This window comes from Noviluteimonas lactosilytica, from assembly GCF_020866925.1.
GTDB lineage: Bacteria > Pseudomonadota > Gammaproteobacteria > Xanthomonadales > Xanthomonadaceae > Noviluteimonas > Noviluteimonas lactosilytica.
This window is the reverse complement of record NZ_JAJGAK010000002.1, coordinates 511,356-526,253: the sequence shown is the minus strand read 5'-3', so window position 1 is coordinate 526,253 and position 14,898 is coordinate 511,356. Positions and strand designations below refer to the sequence as shown.

The 14,898-nt window shown below is 66.4% G+C and carries 18 protein-coding genes; 13 read left to right on the top strand and 5 right to left on the bottom strand.

The window, feature by feature from the left end; genetic code table 11:
* Window positions 1-14: 14 nt before the first annotated feature.
* The 10 genes from LK996_RS11675 to LK996_RS11630 all read left to right on the top strand — a co-directional run bounded on the left by LK996_RS11675 (window position 15) and on the right by LK996_RS11630 (window position 9,384).
* Window positions 15-1,268 carry a cytochrome b gene (locus LK996_RS11675; protein ID WP_425493767.1) on the top strand — a complete coding sequence of 418 codons (1,254 nt, stop codon included), beginning with the start codon at window positions 15-17 and terminating at the stop codon, window positions 1,266-1,268.
* A 15-nt stretch (window positions 1,269-1,283) separates the two neighbouring features.
* Window positions 1,284-2,291: a bestrophin family protein gene (locus tag LK996_RS11670; RefSeq protein ID WP_230527436.1), complete on the top strand. Its 1,008-nt coding sequence runs from the start codon at window positions 1,284-1,286 to the stop codon at window positions 2,289-2,291.
* A 12-nt stretch (window positions 2,292-2,303) separates the two neighbouring features.
* Complete coding sequence (locus LK996_RS11665; RefSeq protein WP_230527434.1) at window positions 2,304-2,807, top strand: GNAT family N-acetyltransferase; 504 nt, start codon at window positions 2,304-2,306, stop codon at window positions 2,805-2,807.
* A 39-nt stretch (window positions 2,808-2,846) separates the two neighbouring features.
* Window positions 2,847-3,008, top strand: a complete 162-nt coding sequence (gene napE / locus LK996_RS11660) for a periplasmic nitrate reductase, NapE protein (protein ID WP_230527432.1) — start codon at window positions 2,847-2,849, stop codon at window positions 3,006-3,008.
* A 4-nt stretch (window positions 3,009-3,012) separates the two neighbouring features.
* Window positions 3,013-5,736, top strand: a complete 2,724-nt coding sequence (gene napA, locus LK996_RS11655; RefSeq protein ID WP_230527430.1) for a periplasmic nitrate reductase subunit alpha — start codon at window positions 3,013-3,015, stop codon at window positions 5,734-5,736.
* A gap of 10 nt (window positions 5,737-5,746) precedes the next feature.
* Complete coding sequence (locus tag LK996_RS11650) at window positions 5,747-6,322, top strand: nitrate reductase cytochrome c-type subunit (RefSeq protein ID WP_230527424.1); 576 nt, start codon at window positions 5,747-5,749, stop codon at window positions 6,320-6,322.
* On the top strand, window positions 6,322-6,921 hold the full coding sequence (locus LK996_RS11645; RefSeq protein ID WP_230527422.1) for a NapC/NirT family cytochrome c: 600 nt from the start codon (window positions 6,322-6,324) through the stop codon (window positions 6,919-6,921). Before LK996_RS11650 ends, LK996_RS11645 begins: the two co-directional genes overlap by 1 nt.
* A 68-nt stretch (window positions 6,922-6,989) precedes the next feature.
* On the top strand, window positions 6,990-8,492 hold the full coding sequence (locus LK996_RS11640; RefSeq protein WP_230527421.1) for a DNA-3-methyladenine glycosylase 2 family protein: 1,503 nt from the start codon (window positions 6,990-6,992) through the stop codon (window positions 8,490-8,492).
* Window positions 8,489-8,980, top strand: coding sequence for a methylated-DNA--[protein]-cysteine S-methyltransferase (locus LK996_RS11635; RefSeq protein ID WP_230527420.1), 492 nt, complete (start codon window positions 8,489-8,491; stop codon window positions 8,978-8,980). The genes LK996_RS11640 and LK996_RS11635 overlap by 4 nt, the downstream gene beginning before the upstream one ends.
* The gene (locus LK996_RS11630) at window positions 8,977-9,384 is read left to right on the top strand and encodes a VOC family protein (protein ID WP_230527419.1); all 408 of its coding nucleotides are present in this window, start codon (window positions 8,977-8,979) and stop codon (window positions 9,382-9,384) included. The genes LK996_RS11635 and LK996_RS11630 overlap by 4 nt, the downstream gene beginning before the upstream one ends.
* 18 nt (window positions 9,385-9,402) lie before the next feature.
* Here the strand turns inward: LK996_RS11630 and LK996_RS11625 are convergent, their stop codons facing one another.
* Complete coding sequence (locus tag LK996_RS11625; protein WP_230527418.1) at window positions 9,403-9,927, bottom strand: DUF4136 domain-containing protein; 525 nt, start codon at window positions 9,925-9,927, stop codon at window positions 9,403-9,405.
* Window positions 9,928-10,052: 125 nt separating this feature from the next.
* Between LK996_RS11625 and LK996_RS11620 the strand changes: the two genes are divergently transcribed.
* Complete coding sequence (locus tag LK996_RS11620; protein WP_230527417.1) at window positions 10,053-10,703, top strand: dioxygenase family protein; 651 nt, start codon at window positions 10,053-10,055, stop codon at window positions 10,701-10,703.
* Between the two features lie 7 nt (window positions 10,704-10,710).
* Here the strand turns inward: LK996_RS11620 and LK996_RS11615 are convergent, their stop codons facing one another.
* On the bottom strand, window positions 10,711-11,022 hold the full coding sequence (locus tag LK996_RS11615) for an antibiotic biosynthesis monooxygenase family protein (RefSeq protein ID WP_230527415.1): 312 nt from the start codon (window positions 11,020-11,022) through the stop codon (window positions 10,711-10,713).
* Complete coding sequence (locus tag LK996_RS11610) at window positions 11,019-11,357, bottom strand: cupin domain-containing protein (protein ID WP_230527414.1); 339 nt, start codon at window positions 11,355-11,357, stop codon at window positions 11,019-11,021. The genes LK996_RS11615 and LK996_RS11610 overlap by 4 nt, the downstream gene beginning before the upstream one ends.
* Before the next feature lie 106 nt (window positions 11,358-11,463).
* Between LK996_RS11610 and LK996_RS11605 the strand changes: the two genes are divergently transcribed.
* Together LK996_RS11605 and LK996_RS11600 are read left to right on the top strand one after the other, a co-directional pair.
* The gene (locus tag LK996_RS11605) at window positions 11,464-12,300 is read left to right on the top strand and encodes a universal stress protein (RefSeq protein WP_230527412.1); all 837 of its coding nucleotides are present in this window, start codon (window positions 11,464-11,466) and stop codon (window positions 12,298-12,300) included.
* 90 nt (window positions 12,301-12,390) lie between these two features.
* Window positions 12,391-12,807, top strand: a complete 417-nt coding sequence (locus LK996_RS11600; RefSeq protein ID WP_230527409.1) for an EF-hand domain-containing protein — start codon at window positions 12,391-12,393, stop codon at window positions 12,805-12,807.
* Window positions 12,808-12,831: 24 nt separating this feature from the next.
* On the opposite strand, the gene LK996_RS11595 is transcribed toward LK996_RS11600, so the two are convergent.
* Complete coding sequence (locus LK996_RS11595; protein ID WP_230527407.1) at window positions 12,832-13,632, bottom strand: hypothetical protein; 801 nt, start codon at window positions 13,630-13,632, stop codon at window positions 12,832-12,834.
* Window positions 13,633-13,691: 59 nt separating this feature from the next.
* Window positions 13,692-14,750: an NAD(P)-dependent alcohol dehydrogenase gene (locus LK996_RS11590; protein ID WP_230527405.1), complete on the bottom strand. Its 1,059-nt coding sequence runs from the start codon at window positions 14,748-14,750 to the stop codon at window positions 13,692-13,694.
* Window positions 14,751-14,898: the final 148 nt, after the last annotated feature.

Sequence of the window (14,898 nt, the reverse complement as noted above, 5' to 3'; positions counted from 1 at the left end):
GGTGCCCCGTGGCCCTGAAGTACGAGAAGGTGAATCCGAAGAACCGCGTGCTCGCTTGGGTCGAGGATCGCATCCCGGTGTTGTCGTTCCTTTCGGCGCACACGACCGGGTATTACTCGCCGAAGAACTTCAACGTCTGGTACCTCTTCGGCGCCCTCGCGGGCGTCGTGCTGGTCAACCAGTTGCTGACCGGCATCTTCCTGACGATGCACTTCAAGCCTTCGGCGGCCGAGGCATTCTCGTCGGTCGAATACATCATGCGCGACGTGGAGTGGGGCTGGCTGATCCGCTACATGCACTCCACTGGCGCGTCGCTGTTCTTCGTCGTGGTGTACCTGCACATGTTCCGCGGCTTGCTGTACGGGTCGTACAAGCGGCCGCGCGAACTGGTGTGGATCCTCGGCATGCTGGTCTACCTCGTGCTGATGGCGGAGGCCTTCGTCGGTTACGTGTTGCCGTGGGGCCAGATGTCGTTCTGGGGCGCGAAGGTGATCATTTCGCTGTTCGGCGCGATCCCGGTCATCGGCAACGGCCTGACCGAATGGATCATGGGCGATTACCTGCCGGGCGACGCGACGCTCAACCGCTTCTTCGCGCTGCACGTGATCGCATTGCCGCTCGTGCTGTTGCTGCTGGTCACGCTGCACATCCTCGCGCTGCACGAAGTGGGGTCGAACAACCCCGACGGCGTCGAGATCTTCGACTCGCCCGCGCCCGACGGCAAGCCGCTCGACGGCATCCCGTTCCACCCGTACTACACGGTGGAAGACGTGCTGAGCACCGGCGTGTTCGTGACGCTCGCCGCGTTCGTGATCTTCTTCGCGCCGACCTTCGGCGGCTGGTTCCTGGAACACGACAACTTCACCGAGGCCAACAAGCTCGTGACGCCGGAGCACATCAAGCCGGTGTGGTACTTCACCCCGTACTACGCGATGTTGCGGGTGATCCCGCACAAGCTGCTCGGCGTGCTCACGATGTTCGCGGCGATCGGCGTGCTGTTCCTGCTGCCGTGGCTGGATCGCGGCAAGGTGCGCTCGATCCGCTATCGCGGGCTCGGCTTCAAGGTCGCGCTGATGCTGTTCGCGGCTGCGTTCGTGGGCTTGGGCGCGATCGGCGCGGGCGTGCTGCCGACGGCGATCGAAACCCTTCTCGGGCGCGTGCTGGTGGCCGTGTATTTCGGCTTCTTCGGTTTCCTCTGGGTGTACACCGCGTTCGGGTTCGAGCGCACCAGGCCCGTCCCCGCGCGCGTGACCGCGCTGCTGCACTGATCCGAGGACTCGACCATGTTGATCGACCGCAACTACACCTTGCCGGAATTCCTGCTGTGGACCCGGCGCAACATCTACCTGTTGCTGGTCCTGAGCATCGTGCCGGTGGTCCTCTACGAAGTGGTCGGACTCAAATTCCTGACCATCCCGTTCGCGATCGTGTTCCTGCTCGGTACGACGGTCGCGTTGTCGGCAGGCTTCAAGAACCTGCAGGCGTACAACCGCATGCAGGACGCGCAGGTGCTGTGGGTGACGATCGCGAGCACGAGCCGCGCGTTCGGCATCGCGTGCCGCGATCTCATTCCCGACCGCATGGTGGCGAAGGTGTTCGTCAACCGCCACCTCGCGTGGCTGGCGACGCTGCGGCACGAGATGCGCAAGCGCAAGCCGTGGGAGTCGACGGACAAGGCGTACAACGTCGAGTGGCGCAATCGCTACAAGATCCCCGAGCGCGAGCAGACGCTGAACTCGGAACTCCTGCGCTACCTCGCGCCCGACGAAGCCGCGCAGGTGCTGGAATCGCGCAACAAGGCCTACCAGGCGTTGGCGCTGCAGAGCGCGGATGCCAAGCGGCTGCTCGATGCGGGCGCGCTCAGCCCGGTCGCGTTCGCCGAAGTGCAGCGTGCGATGCGCGAGTTCCAGGACCAGCAATGCAAGACCGAGCGCATCAAGGACTTCCCGTATCCGCGCCAGCTCGCCTTTATCCATTCCACGTTCGTCTGGATCCTGTGCATCCTGCTGCCGTTCGGGATGATCAGCGAGTTCGAACGGCTCAACGAGATGGTGGCGGGGTGGGCGAGCGGCAGGATGGTGTGGCTCGCGATTCCGCTCAGCCTGCTGATTTCGTGGATGTACACCTCGCTCGACCAGGTGAACGAAGCAACCGAGAATCCCTTCGAGGGCGGCACGAACGACGTGCCGATCAGCCACATGTGCGAGCAGGTCGAGCTGGACCTGCGCGAAGTGCTCGGCGAGATCGGCCTGCCGCAGGCGGTGCGCACACCGTCGGGGATCGCGATGTAGGACAATGCGTGGATGATCGACAGGCGTTCCATCGACATCGGTTCCATCGACATCCGTGCATTCGAGCCGCGCTGGAGCCAGGACTTCGCGCGCCTCAACATCGATTGGCTCGAGCGCTACTTCAAGGTCGAGCCGATCGACCGCGAAGTGCTCTCCGACCCGCAGACCCACATCCTCGACCACGGCGGCCGCGTGCTGATGGCCGTCGACGAGCACGATCACGTGGTGGGCACCGTCGCGCTCAAGCGTGAAGACGCGGGTGTGTACGAACTCACGAAGATGGCGGTGGAGCCCGCGCAGCACGGCCGCGGCATCGGGCGTCTGCTGATGCAGGCGGCGCTGGAGGAGTTCCGTGCGATCGGCGGCCGCGAACTGTTCCTGGAGTCGAGCAGCAAGCTCGGTCCCGCGCTTCAGTTATATGAAAGCGTCGGCTTCCGCCATCGGCCCGCGCCGCGTCCCGGCTCGAAGTACGTGCGCGCGGATGTCTACATGGTGTGGGAGCCGGGCGAGGAGTAGAGTCGGGGCCGCGGGGGTGGGCTTTCGGAGGCGCGCGGGATGGTGCCGGAAGACGATGCAGTCGCGAAATCCAGGGAGCGCATCGCGTTCCTCCTGCTCACGGCCGTGGTGTTTCCGCTGGCGACGGTGATGATCGTCGCCGGTTACGGCTTCGCGGTGTGGGTCTGGCAGATGTTCGCCGGCCCGCCGACGGGAGGCTGACGCCATGCATCTCACCAGCCTGGTGGTGCAGCACCGGCCCGATGCGATCGGCCCGCTCACGGAAGCGATCGCGGCGAGCGATGACCTCCAGCTCGCGCGCACGGATTCGACCCGCAGCATCGTGGTGTGCGAAAGCGACGAGGCCGGCGCGGTGCTCGATCGCATCGAACACATGCGCGCCGTGCCCGGCGTGCTCAACGTGCTGCTGGTGCACCACCACGCCGAATCGGGTCCGCATCTGCTGACGCGCCGCGAGTTCATCCGCAACAGCGCGATCGCGACCGCGGCCGCCGCGGCCGGCATGACGCTGCCGGGCGACGCGCAGGTCGTCACCGAGGGCGATCTCACCAAGCTCGAATGGAACAAGGCGCCATGCCGCTTCTGCGGCACCGGGTGCGGCGTCAACGTGGCGGTGAAGAACGGCCGCGTGGTCGCGACGCACGGCGACGTGCATGCCGAGGTCAATCGCGGCATCAACTGCATCAAGGGTTACTTCCTCTCGAAGATCCTGTACGGCAGCGACCGCCTTACCACGCCCCTGCTGCGCAAGAAGAACGGCCAGTACGCGAAGGACGGCGAGTTCACGCAGGTAAGCTGGGACGAAGCCTTCGACGTGATGGCCGCGCAGTTCAAGCGCGTGCTGAAGGAGAAGGGGCCCGACGGCATCGGCATGTTCGGCTCGGGCCAGTGGACGATCTGGGAGGGCTACGCCGCCGCAAAACTGATGAAGGCGGGCTTTCGCAGCAACCACATCGATCCGAATGCGCGCCATTGCATGGCGTCGGCCGCGGCGGGCTTCATGCGCACCTTCGGCATGGACGAGCCGATGGGCGTGTACGACGACATGGAAGCGGCGGATGCGTTCGTGCTGTGGGGCTCGAACATGGCCGAGATGCACCCGATCCTGTGGACGCGGGTGACCGATCGCCGCCTGTCGAACCCGCACGTGCAGGTCGCGGTGTTGTCGACGTTCGAGCATCGCAGTTTCGAACTCGCCGACATCCCGATCGTGTTCAAGCCGCAGACCGACCTGGTCATCCTCAACTACATCGCCAACCACATCATCCGCAGCGGCAACGTCAATCGCGACTTCGTGTCGCGGCACGCGACGTTCAAGCGCGGCAACGACGACATCGGCTACGGCCTGCGCCCCGAACATCCGCTGCAGGTGCGTGCGAAGAACGCGAACGACCCGGGCGGCGGCACGCCGATCGACTTCGAAAAGTTCGCGGAATTCGTCGCGCCGTACACACTGGACAAGGCGGTCGAGATGACCGGCGTCGAACGTGGCTGGCTGCAGCGCCTCGCGGATCTCTACGCCGATCCGAAGATCAAGGTGATGTCGTTCTGGACGATGGGCTTCAACCAGCACACGCGCGGTGTGTGGGCCAACAACATGGTCTACAACATCCACCTGCTGACGGGGAAGATTTCCACGCCGGGCAACTCGCCGTTCTCGCTCACCGGGCAACCCTCCGCGTGCGGCACCGCGCGCGAGGTCGGCACGTTCAGCCATCGACTGCCGGCCGACATGGTCGTGAACAACCCGGAACATCGCCAGCACACCGAAGAGATCTGGAAGGTGCCGCCCGGCACGATCAACGGCAAGCCCGGTCTCGATGCCGTCGCGCAGAACCGCGCGTTGCGCGACGGCAAGCTCAATGCGTACTGGGTGCAGGTCAACAACAACATGCAGGCCGCGGCGAATCTCTACGAAGAGACGTGGCCCGGCTATCGCAACCCGCGCAACTTCATCGTCGTGTCCGATGCGTATCCGACCGTCACCGCGCAGGCCGCCGACCTGATCCTGCCCGCCGCGATGTGGGTCGAGAAGGAAGGCGCGTACGGCAACGCGGAACGGCGCACGCAATTCTGGCACCAGCTCGTGAAGGCGCCGGGCGAAGCGCGGTCCGACCTGTGGCAACTGATGGAGTTCTCCAAGCGCTTCACCACGGACGAAGTGTGGGCGCCCGATTTCCTCGCGGCGAATCCGTCGTTCAAGGGCAAGACGCTGTTCGACGTGCTGTATCGCAACGGGCAGGTGGACCGCTATCCGGTGACCGACATCGCGAAGGGCTTCGCGAACGACGAGTCGGCCGCGTTCGGGTTCTACGTACAGAAGGGGTTGTTCGAGGAATACGCGACATTCGGTCGCGGCCACGGGCACGACCTCGCACCGTTCGATACGTATCACCAGGTGCGCGGCTTGCGCTGGCCCGTCGTCGACGGCAAGGAAACGCTCTGGCGCTATCGCGAAGGCTCCGATCCGTTCGTGCCGAAGGGTGCGGGCTTCAGGTTCTATGGCAACAAGGACGGTCGTGCGGTGATCTGGGCGTTGCCGTACGAACCGCCGCCGGAATCGCCGGACCAGGATTTCGACATGTGGCTGGTGACCGGGCGCGTGCTCGAGCACTGGCACTCGGGTTCGATGACGATGCGCGTGCCCGAGTTGTTCCGCGCGGTGCCGGCCGCGGTGGTGTTCATGAATCCCGACGATGCGCGCGCGCGCGGCCTCAAGCGCGGCGACGCGGTGCGCGTGGTGTCGCGACGCGGCGAAATGCGCTCGCGCGTGGAGACGCGCGGACGCAACCGGATGCCGCAGGGCGTGATCTTCGTGCCGTGGTTCGATGCGGGGCAGCTGATCAACAAGGTGACGCTCGACGCCACCGACCCGATCTCGAAGCAGACCGATTACAAGAAGTGCGCGGTGAAAGTGGTTGCGGTGTAGGAGGGAGGCGATGCTCACAGGGCGTACGTGGTGGATGGCGGGCCTCATCGCGGTGGCGGCGATGGCGCTGGTCTTCTTCATCGGCTGGTGGGTCGGGCACCGCGGTGAACGCGAAGCGCCGGCGCCGCGCGCGACCGCTCGCGCCGCGGTCGTCGATGCAGCGCCCGCCGCCGGGCAGATCGATCCCATCCGTCGCGGCATTCCCGTCGACCAGGAAGCGACGCCGCCACCGATGGCGCGCGTGGAGAACGTCGACCTCAAGCGCCAGCGCGCCTACCCGATGCAACCGCCGACGATCCCGCATTCGATCGAAAACTACCAGGTCGACAAGAACAGCAACCGCTGCATGCTCTGCCACGCGCGCGCGAACGCCGAACAGTTCCAGGCCCCGCCCGTGAGCGTCACCCATTACATGGACCGCGACGATCAGTTCCTCGCGGCGATCTCGCCGCGGCGTTACTTCTGCAACCAGTGCCACGTGGTGCAGACCGATGCGCGCCTGCTCGTGGGCAACGATTTCAAGGACATCGATGCGTTGCTCGCCGCGGCCGCCGCCGAAGCGAATCCGCCCGGGGAAGCGCACTGATGCGGCGCCGCTTCCAGGCGTGGCTCGCGCCTTACCTGCGCACGCTGCGCTCGCCGAGCCGGCATTACAGCCTCGGCTTCCTCGTCGCGGCAGGCTTCCTCGCCGGCATCCTGTTCTGGGGCGGCTTCAACACCGCGCTGGAGGCGACCAACACCGAAGCTTTCTGCACCGGTTGCCACGAGATGCACGACAACGTCTTCCAGGAATTGAAGACGACGATCCATTACACGAACCGCTCCGGTGTGCGCGCAACGTGCCCCGACTGCCACGTGCCGCACGAGTGGACGGACAAGATCGCGCGCAAGATGCAGGCGTCGAAGGAAGTGTGGGGCAAGATTTTCGGCACCATCAACACGCGCGAGAAATTCCTCGACCAGCGATTGATCCTCGCGACGCACGAGTGGACGCGGTTGAAGGCCAACGATTCGCTCGAATGTCGCAATTGCCACGACTACGATTCGATGGATCTCACGCGGCAGGGGTCGCGCGCCGCGCGGATCCATCGGCAGTGGTTGGGAAGCGGCAGCCGGACCTGCATCGATTGCCACAAGGGCGTGGCGCATCGGTTGCCCGATATGTCAGAGGTTCCGCAGGGGTAGGGCCCGCTCGGGATGTCGATGTCCGAAAACGGCGTGTCCGCCCGGGCGCCCGGTGCTAGCCTGCGTCCATGTCGACCGTCATCCACCACGATGCACTGCCACCGCAACAGGTCTGCGAACGCGCGCGCCTGAGCCGCGACGTGCGCTTCGACGGGTTGTTCTTCACCGCGGTCACCAGCACGCGCATCTATTGCCGCCCCGTGTGCCCGGCGCCGACGCCGAAGCCACGGAACGTCACCTATTACCCCAATGCCGCGGCCGCCGAAGCGGCGGGCTTCCGACCGTGCCTGCGCTGCCGGCCCGAGTTGTCGCCGGGCGACGGCGCATGGCGTCGTGGCGATGCGGCAGTGGAACGCGCGATCAAGCTCATCCACGAGGGCGCGCTCACCGACGCCTCGGTCGAAGCGCTGGCCGCGCGCGTGAACCTCGGCGAACGCCAATTGCGGCGGTTGTTCGTCGAACGTCTCGGCGCATCGCCGGTCGGCGTGCACGGCACGCGCCGCTTGTTGTTCGCGAAGCAGTTGCTCACCGAAACCGACCTGTCGATCACCGACGTCGCGATGGCGGCGGGCTTCGGCAGCTTGCGGCGTTTCAACACGACGTTCCGCGAGGCGTACCGCATGGCGCCGCGCGAGTTGCGCAAGCGACCGATCGCACCGCGCGGGGAAACGCTCGTGCTGCGCCTGGGCTATCGGCCGCCGTACGACGTGCAGGCGATGCTCGCGTTCCTGCGTGGGCGCGCGATGCCCGGCGTCGAAGTGGTGGATGCGGCGAGTTACCAGCGTGTCGTCGCGCCGATGATCGCGGGCGGTGCGCCCGGTTGGCTGCGCGTGTCCGCGTGGCCGGGCGACGAAGCAGCATTGCGGCTCGAACTGCACGGCATCGCGCCGCTGCAGTTGCAGGCGGTGGTGCAGCGCGTGCGGCGCATGTTCGATCTCGACGCCGATCCGCAGGCGATCGCGGCCGCATTGTCGACCGACCGGCGCATGCGCGCATCGCTCGCGCGCAGACCCGGATTGCGATTGCCCAGCGGTTGGGACGGATTCGAGATCGCGGTGCGCGCGATCATCGGGCAACAAGTGAGCGTGGCGGCGGCGCGCACGGTCGCCACGCGCGTGGCACAACGTTACGGCACGTCGCTCGCGGCGCCCGTGGCCGAGGGGTTGCTGCATTTGTTTCCGACTCCCGATGCGCTGGCCGAGGCCGACCTCGAAAGCGCCGGCCTCACGCGCGCACGCGCCGGCACCATTCGCACGGTGGCGCGCGCGCTGCTCGACGGCGCGGTCGACTTCGCACCCGAACGCACGCTCGACGACTTCGTCGAACGCTGGACCGCATTGCCGGGCATCGGGCCCTGGACCGCGCACTACATCGCGATGCGCGCGCTGTCGCATCCGGATGCCTTCCCCGCGGAAGATCTCGTGTTGCAGAAGACGCTGCCGAACGACGGCACGCGACTCACCGCACGCGCGTTGCGCGAACGCGCGGAAGCGTGGCGGCCGTGGCGTGCCTATGCGGTGATCCACCTCTGGCACGAAGCCTCGAACGCGCAGGCGAGGGCGGCCGCATGAACACGCAACGCATCTTCCATCGCTTTCACGAGAGCCCGGTCGGGCCGCTGCTGCTCGCGGTGTCCGATGCGGGCGTGCACGCGATCGAGTTCCAGGCCTCGCGTCATCCCGTGCGCCGCGATGCGCGCTGGGAAGCGGAGCATCATCCGCTGCTCGATGAGGTCGCGTCGCAACTCGATGCGTACTTCGCCGGCGGACGCCGCGACTTCGACCTCCCGCTCGCACCGGAAGGCACGGCGTTCCAGCAATCCGTGTGGCGTGCGCTGTCCGGGATTCCCTTCGGCCAGACGCGCAGTTACGCGGACATCGCGAGCGTCATCGGCAAGCCGAACGCCGTGCGCGCGGTCGGCGCCGCGAATGGCCGCAACCCGATTCCCATCGTCGTGCCGTGCCATCGAGTGATCGGCGCCGACGGTACGTTGACGGGGTTCGGTGGAGGCTTGCCGACCAAGCGCTTCCTGTTGTCGCTCGAAGGTGCAATGCCATGAAAGAGCTCTCGACCTTCTTCATGTTCTCCGGCGACAACGCGGGCCGCGCGAAGGAAGCGATCGAGTTCTACGTCGGCTTGTTTCCGGATTCGAAGATCGAGTCCATCGAGCTCAACGGTCCCGATCGTCCGGATCCCGCCGACCACGTGCGCGTCGCGGCGTTCACGCTGAAGGGGCGGCGTTTCATGGCGATCGACAGCAGCGCGCCGCACGCCTTCGACTTCACGCCGTCAATGTCGCTGTTCGTCGATTGCGACAACGAGGGCGAACTCACGACATTGCACGACGCGCTGATCGTCGACGGACAGGCGCTGATGCCGCTTGCGAACTACGGCTTCAGCCGCCTGTTCGCGTGGGTGAACGACCGCTACGGCATCTCCTGGCAGCTCAACCTGCCGGAGTGATGGCTTCCCGTCGCGGCGCTAGGGCGGTGGGAACTTCGCGAACATCTGCGGGATGTAACGGGCGATCGCGGCGTCGATCCCTGCCGGCGTGTCCGGGACTTCGCCCGACGCCGTGCCGCGCCAGATCGCCTGCTTCGTCTTCGCGTCGTACATGTCGAGCGTCAACTGGCCCATGACGTTGACGCGCGGCCGCGACGTGCCGGTGCTCGTTCCGATGGCGCCGCCGCTGCTGCCGCCCCAGTTGCCGAGGCCGAAGCCGAAGGACACGTTGTCGTAGTTGACGTCTTCGCGCGTGCCCCAGCCGCCGAGCAGCGCGACATCGCCTTCGGCGACGCGTTGCCAGCCCTTCGCCGCGAGTTCGGCGTCGATCGCACGGACGAGCTTGTCGCGCACGATCGGCGATTGCGTCTGCGGTTCTTCGACCCAGGTGTAGGTGCGGAACCGGCTGAAGTCGACGCCCGGCGCCTGTTCGGTATGCACGACCGGTGCGCTGCTGGCGCACGCCGCGAGCGCGAGCGTCGCGGCAAGGATGAGTCGCTTCATCGGAGGATCCCTCCGTTGTGCGTGCGGCAAACCTAATGCCATGCGGACGGTCCGACAAGTGGCCGTTCGCCCAATGCGGATGCGTTGGCCCTCTCGATGCTCATCCATTCGCAAGGGGATCGCCCATGAAGCGCGTCGACGAAGCCTCACGCCGCAGGATCCTGCAACGCGCCGCGGCGATGGGCGCCGTGGTGCTGGCCGCGCCGTGGCGGGCGGCGCTCGCGAGCCTGTCGCCGACGCCGGCGCAGACGAGCGGGCCGTTCTATCCCGATCCCGTGCCGCTCGAAACCGACGGCGACCTCACGATGCTCAAGGGCGCGACGGCGCGCGCGAGCGGGCAGGTGATCCAGGTCAGTGGACGCTTGCTCGATCGCGACGGCAAACCGGTTCCCGGCGCGACGATCGAGGTCTGGCAGGCCAACGCACACGGACGCTACGCGCATCCGCGCGACGTCAACACCGCGCCGCTCGATCCGAACTTCCAGGGCTACGCGCGGCTGACCACCGATGCGGAAGGGCGCTACACCTTCACCACCATCAAGCCCGGCGCGTATCCAATCAACCCGGCGAACCCCGACGGGGTGCGTCCGCCGCACATCCATTTCGATGTCGAAGCGAAGGGACGGCATCTCGTCACGCAGATGTATTTCCCCGGCGAGCCGCTCAACGAAGGCGACGTCATCTTCGGCGCGCTCGGCAGGCAGAAGCAGGCCACGATCGCGCAGGCGCTCGGCGAGTCGGCCTACGGTTGGGACATCGTGCTGGGGAAAGGCTGACGCGCCTTCAGTCGACGGCGCTCGCGCCGAGTTCGTAGTGCACGACGTTGGGTTCGAATTCGAGCAGGAAGTCCCGGTCTTCCGGGTAGTACTTCGCGACTTCGATGTCGTCGCCCGCGAACGCTGCAATGGCCTCGCGCGAAGTCCAGTGCGTCATCGTGATGAAGTGCGCGACGTCGCCTTCGATGCGCCGCAACAGCCACACGCCCGCGTTGCCGGGGATGCGCCGATAGTCCGGGATCGCGCGCTCCTCGAGGAACGCGAAGTACGCATCGGCGTCGCGCGCGTGCGTCCGGCCATGCCACATGCGGACGATCATGGCGCGTCTCCGTCGGCGGGCCAGAAGATCGCCCAGGCCATGAAGCCTTCGCTGAAACGCGTGAAGCGATGCTCGACGCGTGCGGCCACGAAAAACAGGTCGCCAGGTGCGAAGGGATGCTCGACGCCGTCGATCGACAACACGCCGCTGCCCTGCACGATGCAGTAGAGCTCGTCTTCGTCGTGCGGCGTTTGCGGATCGGTGCCGACGGGCGCGTACAACTCCACCGACACGCCGCCGCGTGCGAATGCACGCGTGAAGCGCTCGCCCTCCGGCCACCGTGCGGTCGCGGGGCCTGGCAGTTTTCGCAGCAGATCGTGCGGGGACCAATGCATCGTCATGCCATCCGTCGTGGGGCGCCCTCACTATACGTTTGATCCAGATCAATGCACCCGCGGGCGCGCGGGCGCAACGTAGGACTCTCGAACGGAGGTCCACGCCATGCCGAAGGAATTCCTCGTTCCCGTGCCGACTGCGTCCGACGAAGATGCGGTGATCGACAAGGCCCTCGCATTCGCGGGCGCGCACGATGCGCGCCTCACGCTCTACGTGCCCGCGGCCATCCCGACGCCGATGGCGTCGCCGTGGGGCCTGGCCGCCGACACCATGATTGCCGAACTCTACGGCACCATCGAACGCGAAGCGCATGCACGCGCCGATGGGCTGCGACAACGCTTGCGCGACGTCGACGCCGCGTGGGACATCCGCGTGGGTCGCGCTCGGTTCTCCGATCCGTCGCTCACGTTCGCGCAGGAAGCGCGTTGCGCGGACCTGGCGATCGTCGGGCAACCGCACGGCGTGGATGCATCGAACTGGCACGACTACTTCAGCGCGACGCTGTTCGAATCCGGGCGGCCGGTGCTGGTGTTGCCGCGTCGCGGATTCGAGCCCAAGCCGATTCGACGCGTCCTGCTCGGATGGAAGCCGACGAAGGAGTGCGCGCGCGCCGTGCACGACGCGCTCGCGCAATTCGCGGCGACGCAGGCGGACGTCATGGCGGTCGACGTCGTGGTGGTCGACGAGGGCGACAACGATCCCGAGCGCGGTGCTGACGTCGCCGCGCACCTGGCCCATCGCGGCCTGGCGGTGACGAAGACCGCGATGCCCGCCGCGGGCAAGAGCGTGGCCACGACGTTGTTGCTGCATGCCGCGGCCACCGGCGCGGACCTGCTGGTCGTCGGCGGCTACGGACATTCGCGCCTGCGCGAATGGGTGCTCGGCGGCGCGACGCGCGACCTGCTCGAACAACTCGAACTTCCCGTCCTGTTCTCCCGTTGAGGGCCCGGCCGCTTGGCCCAACGGCCAATTGCGCGCGCGCGCGGGAAGGCATCCCCTAGCGGCCATTGCCCGCCACGCCGGAGTCCCGCCATGTCCGCGCATCGCCTGCTCGTCGCCGCTGCCCTGATCCTCGCCAGCGCTCCCTGCCTCGCGCTGCCCGACATCGCGCAGAGCGCTTCCGAGCGCTTCAACCGCCTGGATGTGAACCACGACGGCGTGCTGAGCCGTTACGAGACCGATGCCGAGGTCGTGTTCGCGGCGCTCGACACGGACGGCGACCAGTCGATCACGCCCGCCGAGCTCAAGCCGCTACTCCCCGCCGGCCTGACGGACGCCGAGGTCCTCGACCGCGTGCGCGTCGCCGATCGCGACGCCAACGACGTGCTCAACGAAGCCGAGCTCACCCGCGCGACCTCGATGCGCTTCGAGTGGCTCGACGCAAACAAGGACGGCAACGTCGACCAGCAGGAACTGCAGGAGCGGTTCCTGGTGAAGATGGTCAACTAGCGCTGCCCGACCAGGGCCGCGCGATCAGGACTGCGTGGCCGACGGCGGCGTGAGGTAGGTGCCGCGGAACTTCTGCACGATGCGCTTGGCGGTCTTCTTGACGGGACCGACGGTCGCGCGATGCAGCCCGGCCACCATGCGGCGGCTGCGCGGGATGCGCCAGCCGAAGCCTTCGGTGATCGCGCTCTGGCAGGGATTGCACGTGCCGCACGGCTTCATGTTGACCGGCGAGTGGCAGAACCACGTCTCCGTCATCAGCGGCATCCAGTTCCGCAACTCCGCTTCGCGGCGCATCTGGAACTTCGTGGTCCGCGCGAGCGGGAAGTTGTAGTGGCCGAACAGCAGGCGCAGGTCGGGGTCTTCGGTCTCGGGCAGCACGTAGGTCGTGTAGCCCGACCACGACGTCGCTTCGACGAAGAGGTCGGTCAGCAGCGCGCCCGCGCCGTGGTAGGTGTACTCCGCGCCGATCTCCAGGTTGCTGAAACCGCGCTGGCGGCAGAAGCGCGCCATCCAGCCGTACTGCGTGCCGATCGGATGGATGCGCACCACCCGTTGGTAGGCATGTTCGATTTCGGTATCGGGCAGCAGGTCGGTGATCTTCGTGAAGAGCGTCGGCCGCAGCATCGTGCGCGTGTGGGGATAGCGCTCCGCGAGCAGTTCGCGAAGGCGATCCATGGTCTTGAGTTCGACTGCGAGCGACCCGCGCTTTTCGTCGATCAGGTAGACGGGTTCGACCGGGCAGCCGTGCACGAGCAACAGCCGCAACAGTTGGAATGTCGAATCCCAACCACCGGTCCACATCAGTTGTACAGGCTTCCCTTCCATGTGGTCTCGGATCCCCCCGCAGGTTCCTAAAGGCCAACGTCGGCGGCCGCGAAATGCGGTCAGCCGGTGCCGGCGAGCGACGTGCTGTCGATGACGAACCGGTACTTCACGTCGCTTTTCAGCATCCGGTCGTAGGCCGCGTCGATCTGCTGGATCGGGATCATCTCGATGTCCGAGACGATGCCGTGTTTCGCGCAGAAGTCGAGCATCTCCTGTGTTTCGGGAATCCCGCCGATGAGCGAACCGGCGATCGATTTCCGCCCGAAGATCAGCACCGCGATATTGGGGCTCGGGTGCGGGTGCTCGGGAACACCCACCAGGCACAGCGTACCGTCGCGTTTGAGGAGTTTCGTGAAGGCGTTCAGATCGTGGCTCGCCGCGACGGTATCGAGGATGAAGTCGAAGGTTCCCGCGTGCGCGTCCATCGCATTTTCGTCACGCGAGATCACCACCTCGTCAGCGCCGAGCTTGTGCGCGTCCTGGCGCTTGCTCTCCGACGTCGTGAATGCGACCACGTGCGCGCCCATGGCGTCGGCGAGCTTGATGCCCATGTGTCCCAGACCGCCGATGCCGACGATGCCGACCTTCTTGCCGGGGCCGGCTTTCCAGTGACGAAGGGGTGAATACGTCGTGATGCCCGCGCAAAGCAGCGGCGCGACGGCGGCCAGCTGTTCCTTCGGGTGATGGATCTTCAGGATGAAGGATTCATCCACGACGATGCGTTGCGAGTAACCGCCGAGCGTGTGGCCCGGCGGATCGGCGGTCGGCCCGTTGTAGGTGCCGATGAAGCCCTGCTCGCAATATTGTTCGAGGCCTTGCTTGCACGAGGCGCATTCGCGGCAGCTGCCGACGAGGCAACCGATGCCCACGTTCTCGCCGACGGCGAAGCGCGTGACCTGCGCGCCGACCGCGGTGACCTCGCCGACGATCTCGTGGCCCGGCACGCACGGATACAGCGTGCCGCCCCATTCGGAGCGCACCGTGTGCAGGTCGGAGTGGCACACGCCGCAATAGCGGATTTCCACCTGCACGTCGCGTGGTCCGGGCTCGCGCCGCACGATGTCGAGCGGTTCGAGTGGCTTGTCGCCAGCGTGTGCGCCCCAGGCCCGGCTCTGCATTCGTGACTCCCCTTCGAGTTGAAGAAACCGGCAATGTAACGTGCGCGATGTGGCGGTCCAGTAGAAATACCGACGCATCGGCCAGTAGAGATTCGCTGGCTGATCGTAGCCGCTGTCCAGAAGATGACACTCCCCCAGTCAGGGAGTG

Coding starts and splice junctions, on each gene's coding strand:
- LK996_RS11670 (WP_230527436.1), top strand. CDS start 1,284: ATGTTGATCGACCGCAACTACACCTTGCCGGAATTCCTGCTGTGGACC.
- LK996_RS11665 (WP_230527434.1), top strand. CDS start 2,304: ATGATCGACAGGCGTTCCATCGACATCGGTTCCATCGACATCCGTGCA.
- napE (WP_230527432.1), top strand. CDS start 2,847: ATGGTGCCGGAAGACGATGCAGTCGCGAAATCCAGGGAGCGCATCGCG.
- napA (WP_230527430.1), top strand. CDS start 3,013: ATGCATCTCACCAGCCTGGTGGTGCAGCACCGGCCCGATGCGATCGGC.
- LK996_RS11650 (WP_230527424.1), top strand. CDS start 5,747: ATGCTCACAGGGCGTACGTGGTGGATGGCGGGCCTCATCGCGGTGGCG.
- LK996_RS11645 (WP_230527422.1), top strand. CDS start 6,322: ATGCGGCGCCGCTTCCAGGCGTGGCTCGCGCCTTACCTGCGCACGCTG.
- LK996_RS11640 (WP_230527421.1), top strand. CDS start 6,990: ATGTCGACCGTCATCCACCACGATGCACTGCCACCGCAACAGGTCTGC.
- LK996_RS11635 (WP_230527420.1), top strand. CDS start 8,489: ATGAACACGCAACGCATCTTCCATCGCTTTCACGAGAGCCCGGTCGGG.
- LK996_RS11630 (WP_230527419.1), top strand. CDS start 8,977: ATGAAAGAGCTCTCGACCTTCTTCATGTTCTCCGGCGACAACGCGGGC.
- LK996_RS11625 (WP_230527418.1), bottom strand. CDS start 9,927: ATGAAGCGACTCATCCTTGCCGCGACGCTCGCGCTCGCGGCGTGCGCC.
- LK996_RS11620 (WP_230527417.1), top strand. CDS start 10,053: ATGAAGCGCGTCGACGAAGCCTCACGCCGCAGGATCCTGCAACGCGCC.
- LK996_RS11615 (WP_230527415.1), bottom strand. CDS start 11,022: ATGATCGTCCGCATGTGGCATGGCCGGACGCACGCGCGCGACGCCGAT.
- LK996_RS11610 (WP_230527414.1), bottom strand. CDS start 11,357: ATGCATTGGTCCCCGCACGATCTGCTGCGAAAACTGCCAGGCCCCGCG.
- LK996_RS11605 (WP_230527412.1), top strand. CDS start 11,464: ATGCCGAAGGAATTCCTCGTTCCCGTGCCGACTGCGTCCGACGAAGAT.
- LK996_RS11600 (WP_230527409.1), top strand. CDS start 12,391: ATGTCCGCGCATCGCCTGCTCGTCGCCGCTGCCCTGATCCTCGCCAGC.
- LK996_RS11595 (WP_230527407.1), bottom strand. CDS start 13,632: ATGGAAGGGAAGCCTGTACAACTGATGTGGACCGGTGGTTGGGATTCG.
- LK996_RS11590 (WP_230527405.1), bottom strand. CDS start 14,750: ATGCAGAGCCGGGCCTGGGGCGCACACGCTGGCGACAAGCCACTCGAA.